This is a genomic window from Flavobacterium pectinovorum (genome assembly GCF_900142715.1).
GTDB classification, from domain to species: domain Bacteria; phylum Bacteroidota; class Bacteroidia; order Flavobacteriales; family Flavobacteriaceae; genus Flavobacterium; species Flavobacterium pectinovorum.
Genome location: NZ_FRBX01000001.1, coordinates 402606 through 428565 on the forward strand (window position 1 = coordinate 402606; position 25960 = coordinate 428565).

Annotated in this window: 28 protein-coding genes; 6 read left to right on the plus strand and 22 right to left on the minus strand. The window is 32.0% G+C overall.

The window, feature by feature from the left end; all coding sequences use genetic code 11:
* The first annotated feature begins 212 nt into the window (after nucleotides 1–212).
* Nucleotides 213–974: a response regulator transcription factor gene (locus tag BUE22_RS01495; RefSeq protein ID WP_073393217.1), complete on the plus strand. Its 762-nt coding sequence runs from the start codon at nucleotides 213–215 to the stop codon at nucleotides 972–974.
* Nucleotides 975–1256: 282 nt separating this feature from the next.
* On the opposite strand, the gene BUE22_RS01500 is transcribed toward BUE22_RS01495, so the two are convergent.
* From BUE22_RS01500 to BUE22_RS01515, 4 genes are all read right to left on the minus strand, one after another.
* Nucleotides 1257–1487 carry a hypothetical protein gene (locus BUE22_RS01500; RefSeq protein WP_073393220.1) on the minus strand — a complete coding sequence of 77 codons (231 nt, stop codon included), beginning with the start codon at nucleotides 1485–1487 and terminating at the stop codon, nucleotides 1257–1259.
* A gap of 172 nt (nucleotides 1488–1659) precedes the next feature.
* Nucleotides 1660–2328 (minus strand): hypothetical protein, encoded by a 669-nt coding sequence (locus BUE22_RS01505; RefSeq protein WP_124020499.1) that lies wholly within the window; start codon nucleotides 2326–2328, stop codon nucleotides 1660–1662.
* Nucleotides 2329–2544: 216 nt separating this feature from the next.
* Entirely contained in the window at nucleotides 2545–3195 is a 651-nt protein-coding gene (locus BUE22_RS01510; RefSeq protein WP_073393223.1) for a hypothetical protein, read from the minus strand.
* Nucleotides 3196–3382: 187 nt separating this feature from the next.
* Nucleotides 3383–4402 (minus strand): ComEC/Rec2 family competence protein, encoded by a 1020-nt coding sequence (locus BUE22_RS01515; protein WP_073393225.1) that lies wholly within the window; start codon nucleotides 4400–4402, stop codon nucleotides 3383–3385.
* Between the two features lie 965 nt (nucleotides 4403–5367).
* Here BUE22_RS01515 and prfA point away from each other — a divergent pair.
* Nucleotides 5368–6444: a peptide chain release factor 1 gene (prfA, locus tag BUE22_RS01525; RefSeq protein WP_026981929.1), complete on the plus strand. Its 1077-nt coding sequence runs from the start codon at nucleotides 5368–5370 to the stop codon at nucleotides 6442–6444.
* Nucleotides 6445–6810: 366 nt separating this feature from the next.
* Here the strand turns inward: prfA and BUE22_RS01530 are convergent, their stop codons facing one another.
* From BUE22_RS01530 to BUE22_RS01575, 11 genes are all read right to left on the minus strand, one after another.
* Nucleotides 6811–7203, minus strand: a complete 393-nt coding sequence (locus tag BUE22_RS01530) for a hypothetical protein (RefSeq protein ID WP_042566331.1) — start codon at nucleotides 7201–7203, stop codon at nucleotides 6811–6813.
* 5 nt (nucleotides 7204–7208) lie between these two features.
* Nucleotides 7209–7598: a phage holin family protein gene (locus tag BUE22_RS01535; RefSeq protein ID WP_073393229.1), complete on the minus strand. Its 390-nt coding sequence runs from the start codon at nucleotides 7596–7598 to the stop codon at nucleotides 7209–7211.
* 36 nt (nucleotides 7599–7634) lie between these two features.
* Nucleotides 7635–7919 (minus strand): YtxH domain-containing protein, encoded by a 285-nt coding sequence (locus BUE22_RS01540; RefSeq protein ID WP_042566329.1) that lies wholly within the window; start codon nucleotides 7917–7919, stop codon nucleotides 7635–7637.
* A gap of 50 nt (nucleotides 7920–7969) precedes the next feature.
* On the minus strand, nucleotides 7970–8122 hold the full coding sequence (locus BUE22_RS23550; RefSeq protein WP_007811479.1) for a lmo0937 family membrane protein: 153 nt from the start codon (nucleotides 8120–8122) through the stop codon (nucleotides 7970–7972).
* 40 nt (nucleotides 8123–8162) lie between these two features.
* Entirely contained in the window at nucleotides 8163–8810 is a 648-nt protein-coding gene (locus BUE22_RS01545) for a porin family protein (RefSeq protein WP_073393231.1), read from the minus strand.
* A 40-nt stretch (nucleotides 8811–8850) separates the two neighbouring features.
* A complete protein-coding gene (locus tag BUE22_RS01550) occupies nucleotides 8851–9417 on the minus strand; it encodes a DUF4142 domain-containing protein (RefSeq protein WP_073393233.1) in 567 nt (188 codons plus the stop codon).
* Between the two features lie 134 nt (nucleotides 9418–9551).
* The gene (locus tag BUE22_RS01555) at nucleotides 9552–11336 is read right to left on the minus strand and encodes a sensor histidine kinase (protein ID WP_073393235.1); all 1785 of its coding nucleotides are present in this window, start codon (nucleotides 11334–11336) and stop codon (nucleotides 9552–9554) included.
* Nucleotides 11337–11345: 9 nt separating this feature from the next.
* Nucleotides 11346–11795: a response regulator gene (locus BUE22_RS01560; protein WP_042566325.1), complete on the minus strand. Its 450-nt coding sequence runs from the start codon at nucleotides 11793–11795 to the stop codon at nucleotides 11346–11348.
* Nucleotides 11796–11824: 29 nt separating this feature from the next.
* Nucleotides 11825–12376 (minus strand): helix-turn-helix domain-containing protein, encoded by a 552-nt coding sequence (locus tag BUE22_RS01565; protein WP_042566324.1) that lies wholly within the window; start codon nucleotides 12374–12376, stop codon nucleotides 11825–11827.
* 159 nt (nucleotides 12377–12535) lie between these two features.
* Entirely contained in the window at nucleotides 12536–12721 is a 186-nt protein-coding gene (locus BUE22_RS01570; RefSeq protein WP_042566323.1) for a CsbD family protein, read from the minus strand.
* A 105-nt stretch (nucleotides 12722–12826) separates the two neighbouring features.
* Entirely contained in the window at nucleotides 12827–13300 is a 474-nt protein-coding gene (locus BUE22_RS01575) for a Dps family protein (protein ID WP_042566322.1), read from the minus strand.
* A 160-nt stretch (nucleotides 13301–13460) separates the two neighbouring features.
* Between BUE22_RS01575 and BUE22_RS01580 the strand changes: the two genes are divergently transcribed.
* The 3 genes from BUE22_RS01580 to BUE22_RS01590 all read left to right on the plus strand — a co-directional run bounded on the left by BUE22_RS01580 (nucleotide 13461) and on the right by BUE22_RS01590 (nucleotide 17574).
* Nucleotides 13461–15644 (plus strand): DUF5723 family protein, encoded by a 2184-nt coding sequence (locus BUE22_RS01580; RefSeq protein WP_073393237.1) that lies wholly within the window; start codon nucleotides 13461–13463, stop codon nucleotides 15642–15644.
* Between the two features lie 114 nt (nucleotides 15645–15758).
* Entirely contained in the window at nucleotides 15759–16586 is an 828-nt protein-coding gene (gene pyrF / locus BUE22_RS01585; protein WP_073393239.1) for an orotidine-5'-phosphate decarboxylase, read from the plus strand.
* Nucleotides 16587–16773: 187 nt separating this feature from the next.
* Nucleotides 16774–17574, plus strand: a complete 801-nt coding sequence (locus BUE22_RS01590) for an ABC transporter substrate-binding protein (protein ID WP_073393240.1) — start codon at nucleotides 16774–16776, stop codon at nucleotides 17572–17574.
* A gap of 174 nt (nucleotides 17575–17748) precedes the next feature.
* Here the strand turns inward: BUE22_RS01590 and BUE22_RS01595 are convergent, their stop codons facing one another.
* Nucleotides 17749–18669, minus strand: a complete 921-nt coding sequence (locus BUE22_RS01595) for a helix-turn-helix domain-containing protein (protein WP_073393242.1) — start codon at nucleotides 18667–18669, stop codon at nucleotides 17749–17751.
* Nucleotides 18670–18772: 103 nt separating this feature from the next.
* Nucleotides 18773–19783 (minus strand): aldo/keto reductase, encoded by a 1011-nt coding sequence (locus tag BUE22_RS01600; RefSeq protein WP_073393244.1) that lies wholly within the window; start codon nucleotides 19781–19783, stop codon nucleotides 18773–18775.
* A gap of 755 nt (nucleotides 19784–20538) precedes the next feature.
* Here BUE22_RS01600 and BUE22_RS01605 point away from each other — a divergent pair.
* The gene (locus BUE22_RS01605) at nucleotides 20539–22017 is read left to right on the plus strand and encodes a catalase (RefSeq protein WP_073393246.1); all 1479 of its coding nucleotides are present in this window, start codon (nucleotides 20539–20541) and stop codon (nucleotides 22015–22017) included.
* 394 nt (nucleotides 22018–22411) lie between these two features.
* Here BUE22_RS01605 and purU read toward each other — a convergent pair whose 3' ends face one another.
* The 5 genes from purU to BUE22_RS01630 form a co-directional block, all read right to left on the minus strand.
* Nucleotides 22412–23266 carry a formyltetrahydrofolate deformylase gene (gene purU / locus BUE22_RS01610; protein WP_073393248.1) on the minus strand — a complete coding sequence of 285 codons (855 nt, stop codon included), beginning with the start codon at nucleotides 23264–23266 and terminating at the stop codon, nucleotides 22412–22414.
* A 102-nt stretch (nucleotides 23267–23368) separates the two neighbouring features.
* Complete coding sequence (locus BUE22_RS01615) at nucleotides 23369–24088, minus strand: DUF4197 domain-containing protein (RefSeq protein ID WP_042566313.1); 720 nt, start codon at nucleotides 24086–24088, stop codon at nucleotides 23369–23371.
* A gap of 217 nt (nucleotides 24089–24305) precedes the next feature.
* The gene (locus tag BUE22_RS01620; RefSeq protein ID WP_073393250.1) at nucleotides 24306–24866 is read right to left on the minus strand and encodes a hypothetical protein; all 561 of its coding nucleotides are present in this window, start codon (nucleotides 24864–24866) and stop codon (nucleotides 24306–24308) included.
* Nucleotides 24867–24898: 32 nt separating this feature from the next.
* Nucleotides 24899–25321 (minus strand): cytochrome c oxidase assembly factor Coa1 family protein, encoded by a 423-nt coding sequence (locus BUE22_RS01625; RefSeq protein ID WP_073393252.1) that lies wholly within the window; start codon nucleotides 25319–25321, stop codon nucleotides 24899–24901.
* Nucleotides 25322–25492: 171 nt separating this feature from the next.
* Nucleotides 25493–25834, minus strand: coding sequence for a hypothetical protein (locus BUE22_RS01630; RefSeq protein ID WP_073393255.1), 342 nt, complete (start codon nucleotides 25832–25834; stop codon nucleotides 25493–25495).
* Between the last annotated feature and the right edge of the window lie 126 nt (nucleotides 25835–25960).

Genomic DNA, 25960 nt, shown 5'->3' on the forward strand with positions numbered 1-25960 from the left:
ACTAACGATCCAGGTCAGAATAAGAATCCATAAAATGCCTAATCCGATACTAATTATTTTTAACGCTTTTTTATTCTTAATTAGTTCTTTTAAACTAGAATCTGATACTGATTTATTCCTCATAATAAAAAAAGTTAAAATTCAGTACAAAAAAAAGTAATAGATTTTAAATTCATTTTACACTTTTGTGTAGTTTTTAGTATTTTTATAAGATGGAAAATGAAAAAAGATCTTTACTCAGCCGCAACAAAATAGAAGCTACATCGGAGGCAGACAGATTTCAGTTTGGTAATTATCTGGAAGTGATAAAATCTTTTGCAAAAATAACGTATCAAAGTATTTATGTAATTGATTATGAAGAAATGAAGTTTGAATATGTGTCTAATAATCCTTTGTTTTTATGTGGTTTTTCGGCAGAAGAAGTGCTTGAAATGGGATATGAATTCTATTTTAATAATGTTCCAAAGGAAGATCTGGAGTTATTAAATACCATCAATAATGCCGGATTTGATTTTTATGATAAACTGCCAAACAATGACGAACGAAAATTATACAGCATATCTTATGATTTTCATTTAAAAGGGAAATATGACAAACCCATTCTTATTAATCATAAACTGACGCCACTTTTTCTTAATCAGCAAGGAGCAGTTTGGAAATCGTTGTGTCTGGTTTCTATTTCACACAATAAAAAAGCCGGAAACATCATTATAAACAAACAGGGTTCAGATACTTTGTGGAAATTTGATTTATCGGACAAAGTCTGGATTGCAAAAAATAAATTAAAATTAAAAGACAAAGAATTGGAAATACTTCGCTTATATGCTCAGGGTTTAACCATAAATCAGATTGCCGAAAAAATGTTTGTTTCTCCGGATACGATAAAATATTACAGAAGAAAAATTTTTGAAACTTTTGAAGTTAAAAATTTCACCGAAGCGCTGTCTTTTGCTTTGGATAATAAGATTATTTGAAATTGATTTAGATTGCGTTGACGAGCGGGACGCTCGCGCAAGCGGGGGGTTTTGGATGATTTGTATAAGATTTATTTGCAAGGCTGATACGTCTGAGTGTCGCTGTGCGAAGTCTCCCGACTTCGTACCGATTGCTATTATTCGTTATGTAATTTTTCTATTTGCACAATGACTTTTTGCAAAATATATTATATTCTAAATTTGCTTATTGGAACGGGTACGAAGTCGAGAGACTTCGCACAGCGATCGCGACATTTAAGAAGGAATACTTCGCACAGCGAGTTATTCTATGTATTTGATTTTTCTTTTTGCAAATTCACTTATTAAATCGCTAGAGGTGATGTTTAAATCGCTTCTATTCAGTCCGAATTTTTCAATATACTTATCTACAAAGTCATGTACCGTATTTTCTGCTTCGGCTAATTTTTTAATGCTATCAGTTTCATTTGATACATTGAATTCATTTTCAAGATGCACATTTAAATCTTTTTTGAATTGTTCTAGATTACTCATAGTTTATTTTAATTATATAATATTTTAAAAACCTGATAACAAGGATTTAATCCTTGCCCCACAAAGAATGGATTTTCTATTTGAATGTTAGTGTTATGAGGGCAGGGATTGTAAATCAGAGCTATCAAACATTAAAATAGATCCAAGTCATCGAGTTAACTATTATTACTAATTATTTTCTTTTTGATATAATAAGTGTAAAAGGGAATTTATCATCATCAATTCCTACCGAACTGCCAATTCCTAATTCAACATATTCATTAGTAATTTTATTTATAAAGAAATTTCCACCCGTACTTGGCGCTACAATTATTGTTGGCGGTATAGTAAATATTGGCAACCTATCTCCATATGATGTGACTAAATCTTTAAAATAAATTTTTTTCAATTCATTTGATGACAATAAAGATAAATTATCAATAAAATAAAAGTTTTTATCTAATACATTTTTATCCCTAATATTAGCAATTGTTGCATTAAGAGATTTTAAATCACTTTTAGAAACACCCATTATTTTTTCAATATCCTTACTATAGAGATTTAAAGTTTCTATTTTCTTATCATAATCATTAATTTGATTATCCAACCTACTGAGCTTATTATTAAGTTCATCTGTTTTTATGAGAATAGCATTATAATTTTCATATCCAATATAGCCAAATACTGTAATAATAATAGCTCCAATAGAAGTAATGAATTGTAACTTAAATTTTATTTCAAAATATCGTTCGTCTGTAAATGAATTTTGATTTCTTGATCTTTTTTTAAGCTCAATTAAATTTATCATTGAAATACAACTAAATACAGCAATGACAGTAAGTAATATTAATATAAGCGTCATTTAATTATTTTGTGTTATTTTATTAATTCAGAATGCTTTATCCTGTATGATGTGATTTTGAACATATATAGCTACTAATATTTTTTACCTGGATAGGGTGCGATTTGCAATCCATGCCCCGCAAACTATATCAGTTTTAGTTCCTTGTCTTTACCGTTGTGGACATGGATTGAAAATCCGCGCTATAGAACTTGATAACATATCCGCGCCATCTGTCTATTTATCATAATTACTTGTTCCATATAAATATATTTTCTTAGTATCTTTTCTAATAACTTCTGGTAAAAGATTGAAAAGAATATTTACGAAAGATTTTTTTCCAGTATTACCTATTAATTTTATACTCATTTCTTTAGTTGGATTATCGGTTGTTATCGTTTCAGCGATTTTAAAAATTCTTTCGAATATTTCGCTTACACTGTTTATTAGTTCTTCATTTTTTGCTTGTACTAAATCAATTGAAATTGCATCTGAAAAATCAAGTTTAACTTTATCATTTGAATCCTCTAAATATGCATTAAATAAGACCAATTCTACACTTCCAGAGTATTCCCAATTTGTTACTTCCTCAGTTTGAATTCTTAATTGATTAAATGTTTTTGAATTAAATGTCCAATTTTCTCCATCAACTATAGTCACAACAGGAAGATTAGGTTCAAACATTTGAGGTTGATGACCCACACAAAAAAAGTCAATTGTTTCTTTTGATCGATTATTATAATAATCAACTTTTTTTAAAATTTCATCTTGAGTAAAGCTATCAGGTTGTGCAAATAATAATCCAACTATTTTTGATTTATTCTTATCATATTTAAAAGAATATCCAACTACTTTTTTTAATTCTTCAAAACTGTTTACTATATGCATATTTTTTATCTTTTGATTTCAAATTATATTTAATTACTTAATGGTGTACAAAATTTTACGAATTCAGATCATTTTTCTTTTTCATTTATATTAGCTTAATTGCATAGATTATTTACTCATTAGATAAGAGTAGGGAAATGAAGGAGACTTATTAGAGCTGACATATATAATTGAGTTAGTAGCGTATTTATATTGGTTCTGCATTTCCCCAATTTCTATCTGGGAATACACTTTTGTTAGTAGTGTATGAAATTGTTCCTTTGTTTTTATGAGTACTATATATTTTACAATTGGGCAGATTCTTCTTTATACAATTTAAAACTGCCTTACGTGGATGTTTTTCATTTCCTTCCGCTGAAATCAAAAACATTTTCGGTGCAAACTTTCCAATCCAATTTGTACTGATATTTCTTCTGCTTCCGTGATGCGGTAATTGAACAAAATTTAAGTTCTCTGTATTGAAGCCGTTTTTTTCCATATCGTCAAATGATTCTACACCAGAATCACTCGTTAATAAGTATCTTTCGTTATTACTATCAATTAACTCAATTACTGTCGAAGAAAGGTTTTCAGGTGAAGCATCATTTTTTTCATCAACAATATCACAAGGTTTTAATGATTCTAATATTTCATTAACTTCTGTAAAGGATTTTGAATAGTCGACTTTTTTAAGGAAATCTATGTTGGTAAATAATTGAACTTTAGATGTGTAAAATTCTCTAGATGGTGAAACAATTTTAATTTCCTCATAGTTGAAAGCATCACTTAATGCTTCAAATTTTTGTATATTATATTGTTCACATAATTCATTTAATTCTTGAACTTTTTGGAATGACTTATATAAGTGATCAATGTCGGCATCTTCTTTTCTCAATGCTGATTGTTTAATATTTTCTCTCAATTCTTCAGAAATAAACTTAACGGGGTCATTGTAAATTCCCCAAGTCATTTCTTCTCCAAGTTCTTTTACAATTTCAATTAGGCCATTTATATGGTCTGCATGAGGATGACTATTAATAAAAGCAATTGTTTTCGTTTTATATAAATAAGGTTTTATCCATTCTTTATAATGATTAATAATCTTAGTTCCGAACCCTTGATTTCCGCCATCAAGAAAGAAAACAAAATCTTCTTCATTTGGGTTTCTACCCCAAATTATAATCCCGTCACCATCACCAACATATAAAAAGTCTATTACAAAATCCATAGTTTAATTATTAGCGTCAATTCTTTTAATTATATAATTAGTCTGTTTGCGATATGCAAATAAGTAGATTATCGCAATAAAAATAAGTAGCAAATATTGCCGGGTGTTTTCAGAAAGATTCAGGCAATTGATGTTTATTGAATAAAATATTTTAGAAAATATAATCATTAAGATCATAGTTAATAAGGCTCTAATTTTATTATTTGTTTCTACTAAAATTTCAAGTTTATTATCTATTTTGGTTGCGTTTACAAAAAATCTATATTCCCGAGAACTTACGAATTTTAGTCCTTTTAAAAATGGTTCAGTACAAATAGAAGATATTTTACTTATTGTGAGCCCAATAAAATAATACAAAAACAAGTTAAGTAATAAGTTATCCTGTGGAACTTGATAATTAGTAAAGTGATTTAATAATACTACAAACAATATTCCAGGAAGAAGATTGTTAAACAAGTTGTAAGAAGATAGTTTGTTTAAAAGATCATTCATAGTTATTTTTATAATTTTGTCATTTTTTTGAAAATTATTAGTTACTAAGTATGTAAAAAACTTTGCTAACTAGCTCATGAATCCCTATCATTTTATAGCCATATGTGTCAATTGAATTATAAAAACAAACATCGTCTTTATTTTAAATTAAGCACCAAGTAAAAACACCTGATTTTATGAAAAGATTAATTGTCAATTGTTTAAAATAGTTTTGCCAAAAATAAATCCCTTTAACTGAATGATTTTACGGAAAACCATAAACGCCTTAATAAATACAAACCCCTAGCCCTGATAGAAGTGGAAATCCTTTTGTGAAGCTTAGCGGAACAAAAGATTGTAACGGATAACAGGAAACAGCTCCAAAAAAATATTAAACTTATCTGTGAAATCACCATTAAAAAACTCAAAAAATCAATAATAGAATTTTCAACAAAAATTTCGTAAATTTGCACTCCAATAAAAGGAATTAGAAAATGTTAGATAGACTTCAAATAGTAAAACAGCGTTTTGACGAGATTTCAGATTTGATTATCCAGCCGGATGTTATTTCTGATCAAAAACGTTATGTGCAATTGAATCAAGAGTACAAAAACCTGAAAGCATTGGCTGAAAAGCGTGATGAATATGTGCTTTTGATGGCTAATATAGATGAGGCAAACGAAATTATTGCTGATGGAAGTGATGCAGATATGACCGAAATGGCCAAAATGCAATTGGACGAAGCAAAAGAAAGATTGCCGGAACTTGAGGAAGAAATCAAATTTATGTTGATTCCTAAAGATCCTGAAGATGCTAAAAACGTAATGGTCGAGATTCGTGCCGGAACGGGTGGGGATGAAGCGAGTATTTTTGCCGGAGATTTATTCAGAATGTATACTAAATATTGTGAAAATCAAGGCTGGAGAACTTCGGTTGTAGATATGAACGAAGGAACTTCAGGAGGTTTCAAAGAGGTAATTTTTGAGGTTTCGGGTGAAGATGTTTACGGAACTTTAAAATTTGAAGCCGGTGTTCACCGTGTTCAGCGTGTTCCTCAAACAGAAACGCAAGGTCGTGTGCATACATCTGCAGCAACAGTTATGGTTTTACCGGAAGCGGAAGAATTTGATGTACAAATTGATATGAACGATGTTCGTGTGGATTTCTTTTGTTCATCAGGACCTGGAGGACAATCGGTTAATACAACGAAATCTGCGGTACGTTTAACTCACATTCCAACCGGATTGGTGGCGCAATGTCAGGATCAGAAATCACAGCATAAAAACAAAGATAAAGCGTTGAACGTTTTACGTTCTCGTTTATACGAACAGGAATTGGCTAAGAAAGAGGCCGAAGATGCTACAAAACGTACATCTCAGGTTAGTTCTGGTGACCGTTCGGCTAAGATTCGTACTTATAACTACGCTCAGGGTCGTGTAACCGATCACAGAGTTGGTTTAACTTTATATGATTTAGGAAACATCATGAACGGTGATATCCAAAAAATTGTTGCCGAATTACAGTTGGTTAACAATATGGAGAAATTAAAAGAAGCGTCGGAGGTTTTCTAAAAAAGGTACAGAGGTTTAAAGGAACAAAGGTACAAAGGTTTAGAATCTGCCTTACGATTTAATAAAATTTAAAAAGGGACTGTTTCACTTGTGAAACAGTCCCTTTTTTATAAGATTCAAATCTGATAACTCAGCATCTTTGGCATCTTTGTACCTCTGAGCCTTTGCATCTTTGAACCTTTTAAGATATATAGTGAAGGATATTAACTGATTAACCGTTTGTTTATAAAACGTATAATCAAGTTAGATACCTAAAAATACTCTCGTAAATTCAAAACATTTATATAGGTTAGAGTACATGTAAACACCATTTTTGATAATTATTTCATTTAACTTTTCCATGATACATAATTTAAGGTTGTACAATTACTCTTGTGATGGTTCGTATTGTGATGGATCTTTATCTTCATGTGAAGATTCAGATTCATGAGGTTTTGAAACTAAATTGGTTATAATCAATTGTATTACTGATCCGAATATGCTTTTAAACGCCGAATCGGATTTTCCTACTACTAATCTCTTTGCGAGATAACCAATTCCGATACTGATTGCCGATTGTGCCAAATGGCTTTTAACGCCAACTGCTTCATTGATTTCTTCAACTGTATTTCTAATCAGATTTAGCGGTTTCAGATTGTGCTTAATTTCTGCAACTTCATCTTTAATAGCGATCCAGTCCTGTTTTTGTTGCGCCTTTGTTTCAAGAATCATTTGTTCTAATCTGTCAACAGTAAAAATGTTTTCTTTAATGGTTCCCATAACAGTTAATTTAAAGCTTTGTCACTTTCGTTCGAATCAGTTTTAGTTTCTTTTAAAATGCTGGAAATAATCATATTTCCAATCGGTGTTTTTATTAGCGAATGTTGAAATGTGTTTAACACAATGGCAACAATCAGGTAAAATAACGCCAATATAAAAAAGCCGTAAGAATATTCTCCAAGTTGTTTTCCAATCCATAAACTTATCCCAATATTAAGAAACAAGGTAAAAAATGCAACAACAGCACCAACGGCAATTTTAGATGTTAATGTTGAAAGAACATCTGCTGATGCAGATACCGTTTTAAGTTTGACTAATTCAATACTTGTTCTGGTATAATTTTCAGCTTTTTCAAAAATGTTTTCGTCGTCTCTTGTTGTTGCATTTGTTTCCATGATAAAGGTATTTTATGATTTAAAAAATTCACTTTTTTAATAGTTCGTTTTCACAGCTTTAGCTTCATCTTTAACAGTGTTGAAGTCTTCTTTTACAGAATTGAATTTTGCTTTTCCTTCTTCGATAATATCTTTACCGTTTGAAGTAATAGTGCTTACAATTCCGTCAAATTTACCTTTTAGGTTATCTCCGTAATCTTTTGATTTATCTTTTATTTTTTTTCTTGTTTCTGAACCTTTATCCGGTGCAAATAAAACTCCTAAAAATGCTCCCGCCGCTGCGGCTCCTAAAATTCCTAAAATTGTGCTACTAGTTTTCATAATATTTGATTTAATGGATTAATGTATATTTAATTAATTGTTTGTGTTTTTTAAATTTCTCGACCTTTAATAAGTCTGAAAAGAATTGCAATAATGGCAATTACTAATAAAATGTGAATAATACTTCCGGCGCTGTAAACAAAGAACCCAAGGGCCCAAAGAATAACCAGAATCACTGCGATTGTGTATAATAAATTTGACATGGTCTTATTATTTATGGTTAATAATTAATTGATTTGTTTTTTAATTTAATTTGTATGATAAGTAAACAGACAGGTTACTGTTTTTTGTATCCGGGAATGTATAAGTTTGTCCTGCAACAGTTCTTTCTTTACCAATAGTTGTTAAACCATAGTTGTAACGAACACCAATACTTATTGGGCTAAAGTCAACTCCAACACCTGCTACGATACCAGCATCGAATTTGTTTAAGTCATCTGTGTCAATATCTTCGTCAAATTCAGCAGATCCGTCTCCGGTAAGTTTAGAACTTACTAAATAAGATGCATATCCACCAGCCTGAAGGTTAAAGTTTTTAGTGATATTAACTCTAACTAATAAAGGAACTTCGATATAGTTTAATTTAAATTTTGCGTCTCCACTTACAAGCTCATTGTTATATTCTAACTTAGAACCTCTTGTGGTAAATAAAACCTCTGGTTGAATAGCGACAAAATCTGATATTGGTAATGTGGCATAAACACCGGCATTAAAACCATACAGAATATTTTCGTCAGTTGCTTCATCGTCGTCTGATAAAAAATTAGACATATTAAAACCTCCTTTTACACCAAACTCGGTTGTAACATTTTCGTCCTGAGCGTGTAGTACTCCAAAAGAAGCGGTCATAAATAGGACTAAGGCGCATAATAAATTTGATTGCATTTTCATAATTGTGATTAATTTAGGTTAATGATTGCTCTAAAGGCATTTAATTAATTTGTTGTTTAATTTGTTCAGTTTCTCTCAAAAGCTGATACATTTCTGGCAAATAATGCAATACTAATTTCAAAATCACTTCGTCATTTGTTTCTTTAGAAACTGATTCTAATGCTTCAATTTGTTCGTTTAATGATTCTAATAATGAATCCAGATAAACTCCATCAAAGCTGGCAGCATTTGTATCAGTTAACTTATATAATTCCAGTTTACTGGAGTTGTTTATTTCGGTAACAATCACCAGCCTTTTATTGGCTATTTTTGCTATATCCCTTAACAAATTATTTTGGTGATTTTCAATTTTCCTGCTTAATTGCTTTATAACACTTTTTGAAGTTTTTTGTTCTGCAATCTGACTTTTAGAAATAATAGCTTTACTTAAATTTGCCGTCGCAATAAAAAAATAAGCTTCCATTTGCTCTCTGTCATTTGTATTAAAAGCTTCGTTTTTAAAGTTACTTTCTATTAGATTATTTTTATTGCAAGACGTGTTGCAAAGGATAATTATTAAAAAGAATATTTTTAAAAATGTTGCTCTCAATATGGGCATTGCTTTCATTAATTACTTGTTAAAGTATTACATTACAAAGATGCTAACGAATGAAGCGTTTTGCTTTACAGCATAAAAAAGAAACGTTATATAATTCCCATAATGGATTTATATAACGTTTTTTATGTAGTTTTTTGGAAGTTTTATTCTGGTAGAAACACAGTAAATACAGAGCCTTTCCCTAAGATGCTGTCAGCAGTAATATGACCTTTATGGTTCTCGACAATTTTTTTGCAAATCGCTAAACCAATTCCTGTTCCCGGGTAATCTGTTTTAGAATGCAAACGCTGAAATAAAATAAAGATGGTTTCTTTAAACTGAGAATCAAATCCCATTCCGTTATCAGAAAAAGTTATCTTATAGAATTTCTTACTATTTGGTTCTAATAAATCAGGATAATCTTTTGATGAAACTTTTTCGGTCACAATATCAATTTCCGGTCGAATATCAGGCTTACTGTATTTTAAGGAATTTCCAATCAGGTTGATAAAAAGCTGTTCGATTTGATACGGAATAACATCGAGCTTCGGTAATTTTGAAACCGTAATGGTTGCTTTTTTCTCGTCAATGATTTCAGTTAATTCAGATTTGGCATTTTCGAGTAATTCGTTCAAATTCGATTTTATGAATTCCTTTTTAGTAGTATTCGTTCTCGAGAATAAAAGTAAATCGTCTATTAAAACACGCATTCTTTTTGCCGAAACTTCAATCTTACTAATATAATCTTTGGCGCTATCTGATAAAACAGCTTTATCTGCATCAGAAACCCTTGAAATAAAGGTTTGAATTTTTCGAAGAGGTTCCTGTAAATCATGACTTGCCACATGATTAAAAGACGCAAGTTCCTGATTGCTTTTTTCCAGTTCTCTATTACGTTCCTGAAGTTCTATGTTTAATAAATGCTCGTCGGTAATATCAAAATTGATTCCGAGCAAAATCTGGCTTCCTTGCTGATCGGTCAATAATTTTCCTGTCGATTTAAAATATCTTATTTCATTATTTGGAAGCGTAATCTTATAGTAAATAAAAGGTAATTGTTTTTTATTGACAATTCCTTCCATAGATTTTGCCACAGCCTCTTTATCATCCGGGTGTACAAAATTTAAAAAAGTATCTTTTTCGGGAACAAAAGCATTTGGTTTAAAACCTAATAAACGATATTGATTATCTGAATAATCGATTTTATTAAGATCAAGATCCCATTGCCAGGTGCTGAATTTACCAATAACCTCAGACTCGGCCATTAATCGGGAAGAAATCAAAAGTTTTTTGTTGAATATTTTTAATCGTTTAATGTCTTTGCTGATTTGTCTATAAGAAAGAATAATAAAGATTAATGCGGTTAAAAATAGTGAAATAGAGAAAACAGGACTTAAAGAAATTTCCTGATCGTATATTTTTAATCTTTTTTGCTGGTATCTTTTTTCGATATCATTCATTTCATCAACCTGAAAACGAATGTTATCCATTAAAATTCGTCCGCCAAACATATGATTGTCGAGTTTTCTTTTATCATATGTTTGTGGATTGCTGTATTTAAAACAGTTTTCGAATGAAGTAAAACGCTGTGTAATAAGCCCGAATAATTTTTGAAGGTTTTTTTGTTGCTTCGGATTATCGGCTGTAAGTTTTTTTAATGTAATAAATGAAGTATTTACCTTGTCGCGAGAATAAATATAAGGAGTTAAAAAACGGCCGTTACGTGTTATTATATAGCCACGCTGTCCCGTTTCGGCATCCTTTATCGCCGACATTAACCGCTCTAATTGAATGTTTATTTCATAAGTATGCATTACAAGTTTACTGGATTCGTTTAAATCCTGGTTGTGTTTGTAAGCAATTGAGGAAAGAAATAACAGAATGAAAACTGCGATTACAAAAATAACTCTCAATGAGTTTGAAGAATTAAACTTGGGTATCCATTTCATTAAGCATTATTATTTTAGGCGCAACAGGAAATTATCACGATTTAAACCAGACGTGTGATAGTGCCAATTTAACGTCACGACTTCATTAATAATTTTCTTTAAAGTGTTAAAATCACTTGGCTTTTTAATATAAATATTAGCTCCTTCAATAAAAGTGTCTTCTATATCCTCTTCAGACGATGAGGTAGAATAAATGGCAATAATTATATTTTTAAGATGTTCGGTTTTTTTAATTTCGATCAAACATTCTTTTCCTGTTTTTTTAGGCATGTTCAAATCCAGAAATAAAATATCAGGCAATTTTACATCCGGTTGCATTAAATGTTCCATTAATTGAAGACCATCATGAACAAATGTTACTTTGGTTTGCACTCTTACTTCTTCAAAGGCATCTTTAAAGAAAAGGCGGTCGTCTTCATCGTCATCAGCGAGTAAAATGTGTAATGCGTTTTTTTGCATCGAATTAGTGGGTTTATTGGTTGTGTATTTTATTTTAAATTCTCTCTTCTTTTTTTAATAATTCTCTGAAAAGCCGAAGGAGTTATTCCTGTTGTGTTTTTAAACTGGGTACTTAAATGAGCAACACTCGAATAATTAAGTAAAAAAGCAATTTCGGTTAAACTCATTTCATTGACTAGCATCAATTGTTTGGCTCTTTCTATCTTTTGCAAAATAATAAAATTTTCGATAGAAGAATAAGTTACTTCCGAAAATACATTAGATAAATAACCGTAACTATGATTTAATTTCTCTGCCAAAAATACAGAACTTTTAAAATTATTATTGTCATCCATGTAAACAAGCTCAATAATAGCGTCTTTAATTTTTTGAACTAAAACGCTTTTTTGGTTTTCAACAACTTCAAAACCAAATGGGCTTAAATCATTTTTTAAAGTTTCCAGCGCTTCAACACTCAGATTTTCATCTAGTTCAATTTCGCCAAAACCTAATGTGGTAAAATTCATGTTTTGTTCTTCTAATTTTTGCTTTAAAAATAGAGAACAAATTGTGTTGATGTCAAACTTTATAAATAGTTTCATAGGATCGAAATAGGGTTAAAGATAGTTAAATTTTTTGGACTTTTTGTTGAGTTTACAGATTTAAGTGAAATTTATTTGTCAATTCGTTCACTGAGCTAATCAAAAAAATACCGTCTAAGTTTAAAAAATTAGACGGTATCTTGATTGGGTCAAAAAGGATTACAAATCCGATAACATTTGATGAAATTCTTCTTTAGTTTTACCTAATTTTTGCTGAAGTTTTCCGTACATTTCGTCTTCTTTACCTTCAGCATACATCAAATCATCATCTGTCAGATCAGCGTATTTTTGTTTTAATTTCCCTTTTAACTCATTCCAGTTTCCTTTTATCTCTGTCGTATTCATGATAGTTTTATTTAGTAATTTATAGTATTGTAAAGTTGCAAATTAATCCATAACGATGTGTTATATCCATTTTTAGGATTGTTGCATAATTCACATTTTTAAGCTTTAAACCTGATAACGACGTAAAATCCAGGCCATTTTTTCGTGTTGTTGTAATAAACCTGTAATAAAATCAGCAGATCCTATATCGTTATTATCATTCTCAAAAACCGGAATATAGTCTCTAAATTCTGTAACTAATTGTTCGTGGTTTTCTAAAAGTTCTTCCAGCATGTTTTTTTGTGAAGCGTATTCTTTTGGAGATTCTTTTAAGGTAGAGTTTTCAATAAATTCCTTCATTGTTCCAATAGTTTTTTCTCCAAGTTGACTAATGCGTTCAGCAACCTCATCAATGTTGTTTTCTAAAACGCGGTATTGGTCCTCAAATAATTTATGCAATTCCATAAAACTGTTTCCTGAAATATTCCAGTGAAATTTTCTGGTTTTTACATATAAGGTCATTTCGTTAGATAAAATCGTGGCTAATATACTTGTACTTTTCTTTAAACTTTTTGGCGTAATTCCAATATTTGGGCTCATAATCCTTTTATTTTAGGTTTAGGCCAAAATTAAAAAATACACTAAGTTTTTTATTTACATAATTTATTAAAGATGTTACATGAATTCAATGTTAGCATAACATAATAACAAATCTATTGTTGTAGTTTTGCCGCCAACTAAATTTTAAACCAAATTCTAAATGAAAAAAACACTACTTATTTTATTTCTTTTTACATGCACCTTAACCGTTAATGCCCAATCCTACATAGGGTATTTTCAGGACAATTACGCCGGAGTTCAAAGCGTTCTTTTCAATCCGGCTTCTATAGCCGATTCTCGTTTTAAAACAGATATTAACTTGTTTTCTATAAGCGGGTCTGTGCAAAATGATTTATACGGAGTTAAACTTTCTGATGTTTATAAAGACGGATATGATTTTGACACTCAGTCTAAAGTAAGCCCATCAAATGCAAACAATGCGGTGATTAATTTTGATATTATGGGACCGTCATTTATGTTCAACATTGCGCCAAAACATACTATCGCGGTTTTTACAAGAGCCAGATCTGTAAGTAATTTGAGAAACATTAACGGAAACCTTGTAGATCAGGTGAAAGATGGTCTGGATAAAGCAAGTAATTTTAATTTTAATGCCGGAAATGCCAATGGATCTTCAAACTCATGGGGAGAATTGGGTATTTCTTATGCCGCAGTTTTATATCAAAAAGACCAACACTTTTTAAAAGGTGGTATTACGGCAAAATACCTTCAGGGTGGAACAAACGGATATATTCAGGGAAATAATATCAATCTTTCCTATGTTGAAAATACTACGAATCCTGAGAATGGAACCTTAAATTCTCAAGGACAGCTTACTATTGGTACAAGCCAGGATTGGGAAACCAACAAGGATTATGAGTTTGATGCTAATTCAAGAGGTTTTGGTTTTGATTTCGGACTTGTGTACGAATGGAGACCGGATTATGATAAATATGATCTAAGTAAAGCAAAACCTGCTGATAATAATTTCAGGGATTTAAATAAATACAAAGTACGTTTTGGATTGTCTGTAACAGATATTGGATCTATCAATTACAAAGATGCTAAACAGGATACTTACAACGTAAATGGATCTATCACTCAGGAAATGATTGATAATGCAGATGATTTTTACGACTTTTTGAATGAACATTATACAAAAGTTTCAACTTCAAAAGGATTAAAAACAAACTTGCCAACAGCACTTCATCCTGATGTTGACTGGAATATTCACAATAAGTTTTACCTGAATCTTAATGGAGATATTAATATGGTATCTTCAGGTAAACTAAACGGAAATGGTATTGCAAACAGAGTGAGTTTATCACCTCGTTACGAAAGCAGATGGTTTAGTTTTTATTTGCCGGTTACCTGGATGGAATACAGCGGAACACAAGTTGGTTCAGGATTACGTGTTGGAACTTTCTTCGTAGGTTCGGGATCGATTCTTAGTAATTTAGTTTCGAAAGAATCTAAAGCAGCTGATTTTTACCTTGGATTGAAAATTCCGGTTTACGAAAAGAAATTTAAAGACACTGATGAAGATGGTGTAATTGACAAAGAGGATTCTTGTAGAAAAGTAGCAGGTCCTGCAGAAAATAATGGCTGCCCATGGCCAGATACTGATGCAGATGGAGTTTTTGATAAAGACGATGCTTGTGCAGCTGTTGCAGGTCCAAAAGAAAACAAAGGTTGTCCTTGGAAAGATACAGATGGAGATACTTTATTAGACAATGTTGATGCTTGCCCAGCAGTTGCCGGTCCGGTAGAAAACAAAGGATGTCCTTGGCCGGATACAGATGGAGACAGCGTTTTAGATAAAGATGATGCTTGTCCGGATGTTGCAGGTTTAGTTGAAAATAAAGGCTGTCCGGATCTAGACGCTGATAAAGACGGCGTTTCTGACAAAGAAGATGATTGTCCTTTAATTGCAGGTCCTGCAGAAAACAAAGGTTGTCCTAAAGTAACAAAAGCAACATTAGAGCAATTAAAAGTAGAAGCAAAATCGATCTTCTTCGTAACTGGAAAAGCGACTTTAAATGACGCTAAAAAAGGTGTAACTTCTGGAAGATTAGACGCTATAAAAGAGATATTGAAAAATTATCCAAATGCTAAATTTGCCATTAACGGTCATACAGATAATGTTGGAAATGCAAAAGCAAACCAAAAATTATCTGAAGCCAGAGCAAAAGCAGTAATGGACCTTTTAATTGAAAAAGGTGTTAACCCTGCAAATCTAACTTCTCAGGGATTTGGATCTTCAAAACCGGTTAAATCAAACAAAACCGCTTCTGGAAGAGCAGAAAACAGAAGAACAGAAATTGTTTACTTAGGTAATTTGTAAACCAAACTGAATATAATACCAAAAAGCCATTCTTAATTGAGTGGCTTTTTTTATTTTTGCATACTTTCTAAAAAGAGCCATTTCTTTGAAATTAGAAGAACTAAAAAAACAAGAATGACAACACAACAACTACACGAACAAATTCTTCAAAAAAAATCATTTTTATGCGTTGGATTAGATCCTGATTTAACCAAAATTCCACCTCATTTATTAGAAACCGAAGATCCTATTTTCGAGTTCAATAAAGCAATAATTGATGCAACACACGATTTGGCTGTGGGATACAAACCAAATACAGCTTTTTTTGAAGCGTACGGAATAAAAGGATGGATTTCATTACAAAAAACAATCAATTACATCAACGAGAATTTTCCTGAAATCTTCACCATTGCCGATGCAAAACGTGGTGATATCGGAAACACTTCAAGTATGTATGCAAAAGCTTTTTTTGAAGATTTAAATTTTGATAGTGTAACCGTTGCACCATATATGGGAAAAGACTCAGTTGAACCTTTTTTGGCATTCGAAAACAAGCATACTATAATGTTAGCCTTAACTTCAAACGAAGGCGCTTTTGATTTTCAGACTTTAAATGTAAATGGAAAAGAATTATATAAACAGGTTTTAGAAACGTCTAAAACATGGAAAAACAGCCATAATTTAATGTACGTTGTGGGCGCTACAAAAGCAGAATATTTTGCCGATATAAGGAAAATTGTTCCAGATAGCTTTTTATTAGTTCCCGGAATCGGCGCGCAGGGCGGAAGCTTATCTGAAGTATGCAAATACGGAATGAATGACAAAGTTGGTTTATTAGTCAATTCTGCAAGAGCGATTATCTACGCTTCAAAAGGAACAGATTTTGCTGAAAAGGCAAGGGAAGAAGCGCTTTCAGTTCAAAAAGAAATGGAAGAGATAATTAATTCTAAGTTTCAGGTTTAAAGTTTCATTGCTTTACTTTGAGAATAGTTCTACCACAGAGTTGCACAAAGGTTTTTCACGGAGAGTTGCACTAAGGTAATTTAAACAGTTTTAAAAAGCTTTGCGAATCTCCGTGAAAAAACTTTGTGTAACTCTGTGGTAAAAAACACACACAATCCAATAACTTGAAACCTGAAACAAAACAAACATGAAACAACTCAAAGATCAAATAGGCACTTTACATTCTTTTGAAAGTTCTCCAAAACGAATCATTTCGTTAGTGCCATCTCAAACCGAGTTGTTGTTTGATTTAGGTTTAGAAGAAAAAATCATCGGAATAACTAAGTTTTGTGTACATCCATATCATTTTAAATCAACCAAAAAAATGGTTGGCGGAACCAAAAAGATTCATTTTGAAAAAATAAAACTCTTGCAGCCCGATATTATTATCTGCAATAAAGAAGAAAATACGCTTGAAATTGTCGAACAATTAAGTGCAATTTGCCCGGTTTGGGTAACGAATATTATTTCTGTAGAAGATAATTTTCAGATGATTTCTGACTTCGGGCAGCTTTTTAATTGCAGAACCGAAGCGCAAAAGTGGAACGACAAACTGGCTTTTGCTTTAAGCGATTTCAAAAAATACATTCAGGATATTCCGGTGCAAAAAGCCGCTTATTTTATTTGGAAAGATCCTTATATGGTTGCCGGAAATGACACCTACATCAATGAATTATTAAAACTGAATCATTTTCAGAATATATACGAGGACAAAGGCCGTTATCCTGAAATAGAACTCAAAAAAATGAGATTGGAAGGCGATCCTGATTTGGTTTTTCTTTCCTCAGAGCCTTATCCTTTTAAAGAAGAAGATGCTTTTGAAATTGGACGTTTTACGCATCACGCAAAAACTATTTTCGTTGACGGTGAAATGTTCTCCTGGCATGGCAGCCGATTGTTAAAGGCATTTCCGTATTTTAAAATCCTGCATGAAAGATTGAAGAATTAATTTCAGGTTTGTTGGATGTAGATTTTACCACAGAGATTCACAAAGTTTTTTCACAGAGCTTCACAAAGTAATTGTTTTTTCCTTTGTGAAACTTTGCGTAACCTTTGTGAATCTCTGTGGTAGAAAATTAAGTTCAAAAGTTACCTGAAACTTAAAACCTTAAATAAAGCTACTTTAATTAAACGAACTTCTGAATTCCAACGGCGATACATTGGTTTTGCTTTTAAACAATTTATTAAAAGACTGCGGATATTCAAATCCCAATTGAAAAGCCGTTTCGCTCACACTTAACGAAGTTGTTGTTAGTAATTCTTTTGCTTTTTCGATAATTTTATTGTGAATATGATGCTGTGTACTTTGTCCCGTTAACGAACGCAGCATATCACTTAAATAATTTGGAGAAACATTCAGTTCATCTGAAAGATAAGCAACGGTGGGCAATCCGAATTTTTGAACTTTATCTCCTTCAAAATAATCAGATAACAAAGTTTCAAGTTTGCTTAAAAGAGTGTTATTGACATTTTTTCGGGTAATGAATTGTCTGTTATAAAAACGGTTACAATAATTAAGCAGCAATTCGATATGTGAAACCATTACATCCTGACTAAAAGCATCGATAGAAGAACAATATTCCTGTTCGATGTTTTTCATGATTCCGGTAATCATAATTTGTTCTTTGTCAGAAAGATGCAAAGCTTCGCTAACGGCATATGAAAAATAGCCATAATCTTTTATGTTTTTGGCCAAAGCATAGTTTTGAATAAAATCTGGATGAATCACCAGCATTGCGCCATAAACTGCAGTATCAACGCTAACTTCTGTAGAAATTACTTGTCCCGGTGACATAAAAGTCATTACACCTTCATCAAAGTCATAAGTATTTTGTCCGTATTTCATTTTTCCCGTAAAACCTTTTTTGATGCAAACGGTATAAAAAGAATAAACAACACTTTTTAGATTGTCATCAAAATGGCAGGTTATTTTACTTAAATCGACAAAACTCACTAAAGGATGTTCCGGTTTTGGAATTTTGAGTAAAGAGTGTAATTCTGAGATGGATTGAATGGTATAGGGAATATGAACTTCTTTTTTCATAGCGAATATTTAAAACAATATATTAAAACAATATATTAAAACAATATAAAAGAGGAAAAGCTACCGTAAAGATAACTTTTCCTGAGTGATTTATTTAGGTAAATTATTGATCAATTCCAGCCATATTAGCAGCATCATATCTGGCACCGGTTTGTGTACCAAGCGGAATAATGGTTTCTAATCGATTCATTTCATCTGCAGAAAGAACCATTTGCGCAGCGGCGATATTTTGCTCTACATATTTGACTCTTTTCGTTCCCGGAATGGCTAAAATATTTTTTGATGCAATCCATGAAAGTGCCAATTGAGAAGCGGTGATTTGTTTTTCGTTTGCCATTTTCTGAATTTCATTTACCAATTCTATATTTTTATAAAATTGTTCTCCCTGAAAACGCGGAATTGCTTTTCTGAAATCAGTATCATCAAAATCATCCGGACTTTTTATATCTCCTGAAATAAAACCTCTTCCTAGTGGTGAATAGGCAACAAAACCAATTTCTAACTTGTTTAACGTATCCAGAATACCAGCTTCTTCAGCACTTCTTTCAAATAAAGAGTATTCTGTTTGTACTGCAGTCAAAGGATGAATTTTGTGTGCCTTGCGTATCGTTTCAGATGAAACTTCAGATAATCCTATATAGCCCACTTTTCCTTCTTTTACCAAATCAGCCATTGCCTGCACAGTTTCTTCAATTGGGGTATTTGGGTCAAGTCTGTGTAAATAATACAAATCAATATAATCCGTTCCCAGGTTTTTTAGAGAACGTTCTACCGCTTTTTTTACATATTCTTTCTTGCCGTTAAACTGCCAGGTAAGTTGTTCGTTATCATCAATTTCATAGCCAAATTTTGTAGCAATAACATAAGCATCACGATTGCCTTTTATAGCTTTTGCTACTAATCTTTCATTCAATAACGGACCATATAAATCGGCTGTGTCCAGAAAATTTCCACCTAACTCAAGTGATCTGTGAATTGTTGCAATAGCTTCTTTTTCATCGGCTTTGCCATAAATATCCATTCCTGCAATTTGGGTCATTCCCATACACCCTAAACCAATATTCGGAACGATAAGCCCCTGATTTCCTAATTTAAATTTTTGTATTGTACTCATAATTTGCTAGATTTTTGTGTTTTAATTTAATAACACAAAGATCCATCAACAATAAGGTTGTAAAGTAGCCAAATCCCTTGTAGTTGTATCCAAAATGAGGAAAGAGTTTTTAGTTTATTATTTTGAGCTTAGTTTTACCACAGAGATCCACAAAGTTTTTTCACAGAGATTCGCAAAGTTCTTTATTTATTTTATAAAAAGCCAAAGTTCACAAAGCTTTGTGTTGATTTAGCTTTGACAACTTTGCCTACTTATTATAATATTAAGTAAACCTTTGCGAAAGATCTTTGTGTGCTTTGCGGTAAAAATTACGTTCAAAGTATAATTGAACAATTTACAATATAAATTCGTGGCTAAAAAAAACTTTGTGGATCTCTGTGGTAAAACTTTGTGGATCTCTGTGGTAAAATTTATGTTCAAAGCATGGTAACTTGAAACCTGAAACTAAAAACAAAACTTATATAAATAAAGAATGCCGGCATCTCGAAGACGCCGGCATCATTTAACTAACCAAAACCAAAATAATAAATAACCAGTTTATTACATTACAAAGATCAGACATATATGAATGTTGTGCTGTTAAGGTTTTGTTATTACTTTGTTGGACATAAGTTAAGATTTTTTAAGATCTCTGTTTTGAGGATTCTGTAGCTATAAATAATTTTTGGTTATTAAAATATAGCGACAATCAATTTTCACTTATATATTTCGTAAGATTAGTTTGTATATTTGATAAAATATTAAATGTCAGCAACATGGAAACAAACAAAAAATTAACAACTGCAACAGGAACCCCTGTTCCGGACAATCAAAACATTCAGACTGCTGGTCCTCGCGGACCTGTTTTATTACAAGATTTTTGGTTTTTAGAAAAAATGGCACATTTTGATCGTGAAGTAATTCCGGAACGCAGAATGCATGCAAAAGGTTCAGGTGCTTACGGAACTTTTACTGTAACTCACGACATTACAAAATATACCAGAGCCGACATATTTTCGGAAATTGGAAAAAAAACAGATATGTTTGTTCGGTTTTCAACTGTTGCAGGAGAAAGAGGTGCTGCTGATGCTGAAAGGGATATTCGCGGTTTTGCAATGAAATTTTATACAAATGAAGGAAATTGGGATTTGGTAGGAAATAATACTCCGGTTTTCTTTTTTCGTGATCCGATGAAATTTCCAGACTTAAATCATGCTGTAAAACGTGATCCAAGAACCAACTTAAGAAGTGCCGATAACAATTGGGATTTTTGGACATTATTGCCCGAAGCCCTGCATCAGATTACAATTGTAATGAGCGACAGGGGAATTCCGAGATCGTATCGTGAAATGCACGGATTTGGAAGCCATACATTTAGCTTTTTAAATGCTCAAAATGAAAGAAATTACGTAAAATTTCATTTTGTGTCGCAACAAGGAATTGAAAATTTATCTGATGAAGAAGCTGCCTTGTTAGTAGGCGGTGACAGAGAAAGTCACCAAAGAGATTTATACGATGCTATTGAAGAAGGAAATTTTCCGAAATGGAAAATGTTTGTTCAAATAATGAGCGAAGAACAAGCCGCTACTTATCGTTTTCATCCTTTTGATTTGACAAAAGTTTGGCTAAAAGGAGATTTTCCGCTTATTCCGGTTGGAGAATTCGAACTCAATAAAAATCCTGAAAATTATTTTGCAGAAGTAGAACAAGCCGCTTTTAATCCCGCACATATTGTTCCGGGAATAAGTTTCTCTCGGGATAAAATGCTTCAGGCACGTTTGTTTTCATACGGAGATGCCCATCGTTATCGTTTGGGTGTAAATAATTATCAAATTCCGGTAAACTCTTCCAGATGCCCTTATAATAGTTTTCACAGAGACGGAGCCATGCGTGTAGATGGTAATTTTGGAAGCCGTAAACATTATGAACCAAACAGTTTTGGCGAGTGGCAGGAACAGCCAGAATTTAAAGAACCGCCATTAGCACTCCACGGTGATGCCTATGCGCATAATTTTAGAGAAGATGATGCAGATTATTTTACTCAACCAGGCTTGTTATTCCGTTTACTGACAGAGGAGAAAAAACAATTGTTATTCAAAAATACTGCAGCGCAAGTAGGAGGAGCACAATTATTTATTCAGATTCGTCACATCAGAAATTGTTATAAAGCAGATCCGGCTTATGGAGAAGGTGTGGCAAATGCGTTGGGATTAACAATGGAACAAGTAAATAGTTTTGCCGATCCAAGAGTTTAGGAAAAGGCTCAAAGGTTCAGAGTGGCAAAGGTTCAAAGTTTTTTTACTTTGTCTCAAAGTACCCGACATGTCTAAAAAGTTCCGGAGGAACGATTTATATTGTAGCCGGGGATTTTAATCCCTGTTAAAGGTGCACATTACGTTATATGTTTTCTTTAATCGAAATAACAAAAAACGAGATTATATTATTATAAATAAAACCCGACAGATTTTTAAAACCTGTCGGGTTTGCTATTTTAAAAGAAGCAAAGGCTCAGAGTTTGATGTTGACAAAGCTTTGCGAACTTTACTCAACATTATTTTTAAGTTCAAAGAATTAAAGAAAGCTTAGCGAACTTAGCGTAAATCTTTGCGCTCTTCGGTAAAAAAACTTAGTATTTCAGAACCTTAGTTCCTAAGAAAAAACAACAGTCTTATTACTATAAACCATTGTTTTACGTTCGGCATGTAGTTTTATGGCTCTTGCCAAAACAATGCGTTCCAAATCACGTCCTTTCATGATAAAATCATCTACAGAATGTATGTGAGAAACCCTCGCAATATCCTGCTCAATAATTGGACCTTCATCTAATTCTGCCGTAACATAATGACTTGTTGCACCAATAATTTTTACGCCACGCTTAAAAGCGGAATGATAAGGTTTTGCTCCCGGAAATGCAGGTAAAAACGAATGATGGATATTAATAATTTTATTCTCGTAAAGTGCGATCAAATTTGGCGTTATAATTTGCATATAACGTGCCAGTACAATAAAATTAATCTGATATCTTTTTAGTAATTCTATTTGTTTGGCTTCGCCTTCTTCTTTATTATCTTTTGTAAAAGGAACACAATGAAACGGAATATCAAAACGCTCTGCTATCGACCGTAAATCATTATGGTTACTTATAATTACCGGAATTTCGACATTTAATTCTCCTGCGCTGTAACGGCCTAAAATATCAAAAAGGCAATGATCATACTTAGAAACAAACAAAGCCATTTTTGGTTTTTGTTCCTGATTGTACAAATCCCATGACATGTTAAAATCTGTTGCAATAGTTTGATTAAAATCTTCTTTTAAGCCTTCAATAGTAATGTGGTGATTTGTCAATTCACACTCTAATCGCATAAAAAATACATTTTGTTCTACATCAACATGCTGGTCAATGTAGGTAATATTTCCTTCTACTTTTGCAATAAAAGTAGTCACTGCGGCAATAATACCTTTTTGGTCTTTGCAATGAATCAGAATGGTAATTTTTTGCATTTTTTTGGTTGGTTTTTGATTAGTGACAAAGTTGCAAAGGTTCAAAGTGACAAAGGTTGCTTTGTACCTTTGCAACTCTGAGCCTTTGAACCTTCGGAAAAATTATTTCCCGTCCTGCATAGCAAACACGCTTTTCAATAAAGGCGTTGTTCTTGCACTAATGTTGTTACGGATATCTTTTTCTTCAACAGCAATCATTTTAAAAACACCAGACAAAGCCTGAGTTGTTGTATAATCTGTTAAATCAGGATTTACTTTTTTTACCAATGGAATTGTGTTGTACTTATTGATAATTTTTGTCCAAACTACATCAGCACCTACTTTTTCAAATGAACTTTTAATTACCGGATTAAATTTTCCGTATAAAGCTGTTGTTGTACTTCCTTGTAAATAAGTTGTTGCAGCACTGTCATTTCCAAGTAAAATATTTTTAGCATCTGTAAAAGACATATTTTTTACCGCCGATACAAATATTGGCGTTGCTTCTTTTACAGCATCTTCGGCAGCGCGATTTAGCATTTTAACTCCTTCATCTGCCAATGAACTAAGACCAACTTTACGTAAAGTTGCATCTACTTTTTGTAATTCGGCTGGCATTAAAATTTTTACAGCTTCGTTTTTATAAAAACCATCAACTGCGGTTAATTTACTTACTTGTTGAGTAATTCCTTTATTTAAAGCTTCTTTTAATCCAGAAGCAATATCAACACTTCCGCTAGGTAATTGTGATGCCAATTGTGGCAATTGGTTTAGGGTTTGTTGTACTTGCGCACAAGAAGCAAGAGAAAATGTAACAATAGTCAATAATAAAATCTTTTTCATTAGATGGGGGTTATTTTAAGTTTCAAAAATACTACTTATTCAAAAACAAAGCCACAATTTTATTTCGGGAGCAGAAAGATTTTGTTTGTTTTTTTTAAGGTTCTAAAATTCTGAGATACTAAGGTTCTGAGTTTTTACTATTCAGGTTGTTTGAATGATAAAATTCTACGCATTATCTTAGCATCTTAGTCCCGAAACTTCGGGATAGCAACTTTCTTTACGGCCAATACATTCTATGGCAATAATTATAATATTCTTTGCTCGAAATATATTTAGAATGCAAATCTATTATCGGGCGATTATTGGAATCGAATAATTTTATTCTGATTATTTGTTCTTGACTGTCATCTTTCATATCAATATTACCCTCGGCATCGTCTAATATTTTCTTTTTCCTGAGATATTCTTCTTTTTTCTCTACAATAAATTCGACTATTGCTTCATTTTGAGATTCTCTTTCGCCGGCTAGTTTTCCATTGCTGTCAAAAGTTGCCATTTTTTGTAAATAGTTATTCTCATAAATAAACAATTGATAAGCAATTCCGCCATGTAATATTTGAAGTTTATGATTAAGTACCCGAAAACGAAGTATCTGTTTTTTTGCATTTGTGTATTCGATAGGACCATTTCCCTGTGCATCAATATGTTTATATAAAACTTTGTTTGGTTTTGAAAATTGCGAAATTCGATCTGCAAAGCCATGATATTTGGCATCAGACTGGGCAAACAATAAAGTGCTTTGAAAAAGAAATAAATTAAAAAGTAAAAATAATCTCAAGCGTAAATAATTTAAGTGTTATATAAATGATTTTATTTCTGTAATAAATCTATCTCTTCTTCGGTTTTTTCAATATAAATAGATAATTCATTGTATTTCCATTTTCCTCTTTTAGTGGCAACTACAAATAAAGTTCCTGTTCCTTTAGATCCTTTTATGGGAATTTGTATGTCACAGTTTCCGGTATTATTGCTTACATTAATACTGCCCGAAACCATTCCGTCTGATTCAATTTTATTCCCTAATTTTTCAATCACTAATTTATTATTTTGTGCTTCTGTCATTGCACCTTTGTAAGCATCAGAATCTTTCATTATGGAGGTTACTCCAAAGAAAATTCCTGCTATAAACAAGCCAAAAAGCACTAAAATACTTAAACATCCTGTTGGTACAAACCATTTCCAGTTTCGGGTAAACCAGTCTTTTTTAATATGTTCGCTATTTGAATCTTCCATAGAATCTTTAATTTTTTTTGCTGGGTAATAAAAAATAAATGTATGGAAATTTATTAGATTTAACGGATCATTTTCCTCCTCATTATTTTACAAAAAGAAAAATCCCATTACTAATTAAAGCAATGGGATTTACCAGTAGGATTTTGTGTATATTTGAATTAAAATTAAAATTTATACGTATTGTAAGCAATATAAATTAGGGTTATAAACAGGATTCATTTGTTTTAAATCGGCTAAAATGTTGTGAGTATAAACTCTACCGCCAATTGCTAAATAAAATAAAGATTTGGAAACATAAAAGGGTCTTAAGGGCAACGTACGCCAGGCGTTTTTTAAATTTTTCAGGAAATGTCTTAAACTGTACTTGAATACTTTTTCTTCCGGACGAACAAAATAGATAGTTGAACTTTTAGTTTTGGTCATCAAGTTTGGAAACATTACAAATCTTCCGCCTTGTTGAAGTAACATATTTATTTCAAAAAGTGATAATCCTTCGATATTTTCTGTTTTCATGATAATTAATTTTAGTGGTATTATTATGATGCAAATTTCCGTCGATTTTTGAATTTAATTATCCTCTAAGAGGTTTGAAATTAACAAGTTAGGCTTTTTTTTATTCTGAAGGATACATTTGTAGTA

What these genes read in the sequence shown, in the direction of transcription:
- BUE22_RS01515 (WP_073393225.1), bottom strand. Translation starts at nt 4,402, where the DNA reads ATGGATTTTGTAATAGACTTTTTATATGTTGGTGATGGTGACGGGATT.
- BUE22_RS01565 (WP_042566324.1), bottom strand. Translation starts at nt 12,376, where the DNA reads ATGAAACTATTTATAAAGTTTGACATCAACACAATTTGTTCTCTATTT.
- BUE22_RS01505 (WP_124020499.1), bottom strand. Translation starts at nt 2,328, where the DNA reads ATGACGCTTATATTAATATTACTTACTGTCATTGCTGTATTTAGTTGT.
- BUE22_RS01570 (WP_042566323.1), bottom strand. Translation starts at nt 12,721, where the DNA reads ATGAATACGACAGAGATAAAAGGAAACTGGAATGAGTTAAAAGGGAAA.
- BUE22_RS01495 (WP_073393217.1), top strand. Translation starts at nt 213, where the DNA reads ATGGAAAATGAAAAAAGATCTTTACTCAGCCGCAACAAAATAGAAGCT.
- BUE22_RS01615 (WP_042566313.1), bottom strand. Translation starts at nt 24,088, where the DNA reads ATGAAAAAGATTTTATTATTGACTATTGTTACATTTTCTCTTGCTTCT.
- BUE22_RS01580 (WP_073393237.1), top strand. Translation starts at nt 13,461, where the DNA reads ATGAAAAAAACACTACTTATTTTATTTCTTTTTACATGCACCTTAACC.
- BUE22_RS01595 (WP_073393242.1), bottom strand. Translation starts at nt 18,669, where the DNA reads ATGAAAAAAGAAGTTCATATTCCCTATACCATTCAATCCATCTCAGAA.
- BUE22_RS01550 (WP_073393233.1), bottom strand. Translation starts at nt 9,417, where the DNA reads ATGAAAGCAATGCCCATATTGAGAGCAACATTTTTAAAAATATTCTTT.
- BUE22_RS01590 (WP_073393240.1), top strand. Translation starts at nt 16,774, where the DNA reads ATGAAACAACTCAAAGATCAAATAGGCACTTTACATTCTTTTGAAAGT.
- BUE22_RS23550 (WP_007811479.1), bottom strand. Translation starts at nt 8,122, where the DNA reads ATGTCAAATTTATTATACACAATCGCAGTGATTCTGGTTATTCTTTGG.
- BUE22_RS01530 (WP_042566331.1), bottom strand. Translation starts at nt 7,203, where the DNA reads ATGGGAACCATTAAAGAAAACATTTTTACTGTTGACAGATTAGAACAA.
- pyrF (WP_073393239.1), top strand. Translation starts at nt 15,759, where the DNA reads ATGACAACACAACAACTACACGAACAAATTCTTCAAAAAAAATCATTT.
- BUE22_RS01510 (WP_073393223.1), bottom strand. Translation starts at nt 3,195, where the DNA reads ATGCATATAGTAAACAGTTTTGAAGAATTAAAAAAAGTAGTTGGATAT.
- BUE22_RS01605 (WP_073393246.1), top strand. Translation starts at nt 20,539, where the DNA reads ATGGAAACAAACAAAAAATTAACAACTGCAACAGGAACCCCTGTTCCG.
- BUE22_RS01575 (WP_042566322.1), bottom strand. Translation starts at nt 13,300, where the DNA reads ATGAGCCCAAATATTGGAATTACGCCAAAAAGTTTAAAGAAAAGTACA.
- BUE22_RS01545 (WP_073393231.1), bottom strand. Translation starts at nt 8,810, where the DNA reads ATGAAAATGCAATCAAATTTATTATGCGCCTTAGTCCTATTTATGACC.
- BUE22_RS01600 (WP_073393244.1), bottom strand. Translation starts at nt 19,783, where the DNA reads ATGAGTACAATACAAAAATTTAAATTAGGAAATCAGGGGCTTATCGTT.
- prfA (WP_026981929.1), top strand. Translation starts at nt 5,368, where the DNA reads ATGTTAGATAGACTTCAAATAGTAAAACAGCGTTTTGACGAGATTTCA.
- BUE22_RS01540 (WP_042566329.1), bottom strand. Translation starts at nt 7,919, where the DNA reads ATGAAAACTAGTAGCACAATTTTAGGAATTTTAGGAGCCGCAGCGGCG.
- BUE22_RS01500 (WP_073393220.1), bottom strand. Translation starts at nt 1,487, where the DNA reads ATGAGTAATCTAGAACAATTCAAAAAAGATTTAAATGTGCATCTTGAA.
- BUE22_RS01625 (WP_073393252.1), bottom strand. Translation starts at nt 25,321, where the DNA reads ATGGAAGATTCAAATAGCGAACATATTAAAAAAGACTGGTTTACCCGA.
- BUE22_RS01535 (WP_073393229.1), bottom strand. Translation starts at nt 7,598, where the DNA reads ATGGAAACAAATGCAACAACAAGAGACGACGAAAACATTTTTGAAAAA.
- purU (WP_073393248.1), bottom strand. Translation starts at nt 23,266, where the DNA reads ATGCAAAAAATTACCATTCTGATTCATTGCAAAGACCAAAAAGGTATT.
- BUE22_RS01630 (WP_073393255.1), bottom strand. Translation starts at nt 25,834, where the DNA reads ATGAAAACAGAAAATATCGAAGGATTATCACTTTTTGAAATAAATATG.
- BUE22_RS01555 (WP_073393235.1), bottom strand. Translation starts at nt 11,336, where the DNA reads ATGAAATGGATACCCAAGTTTAATTCTTCAAACTCATTGAGAGTTATT.
- BUE22_RS01560 (WP_042566325.1), bottom strand. Translation starts at nt 11,795, where the DNA reads ATGCAAAAAAACGCATTACACATTTTACTCGCTGATGACGATGAAGAC.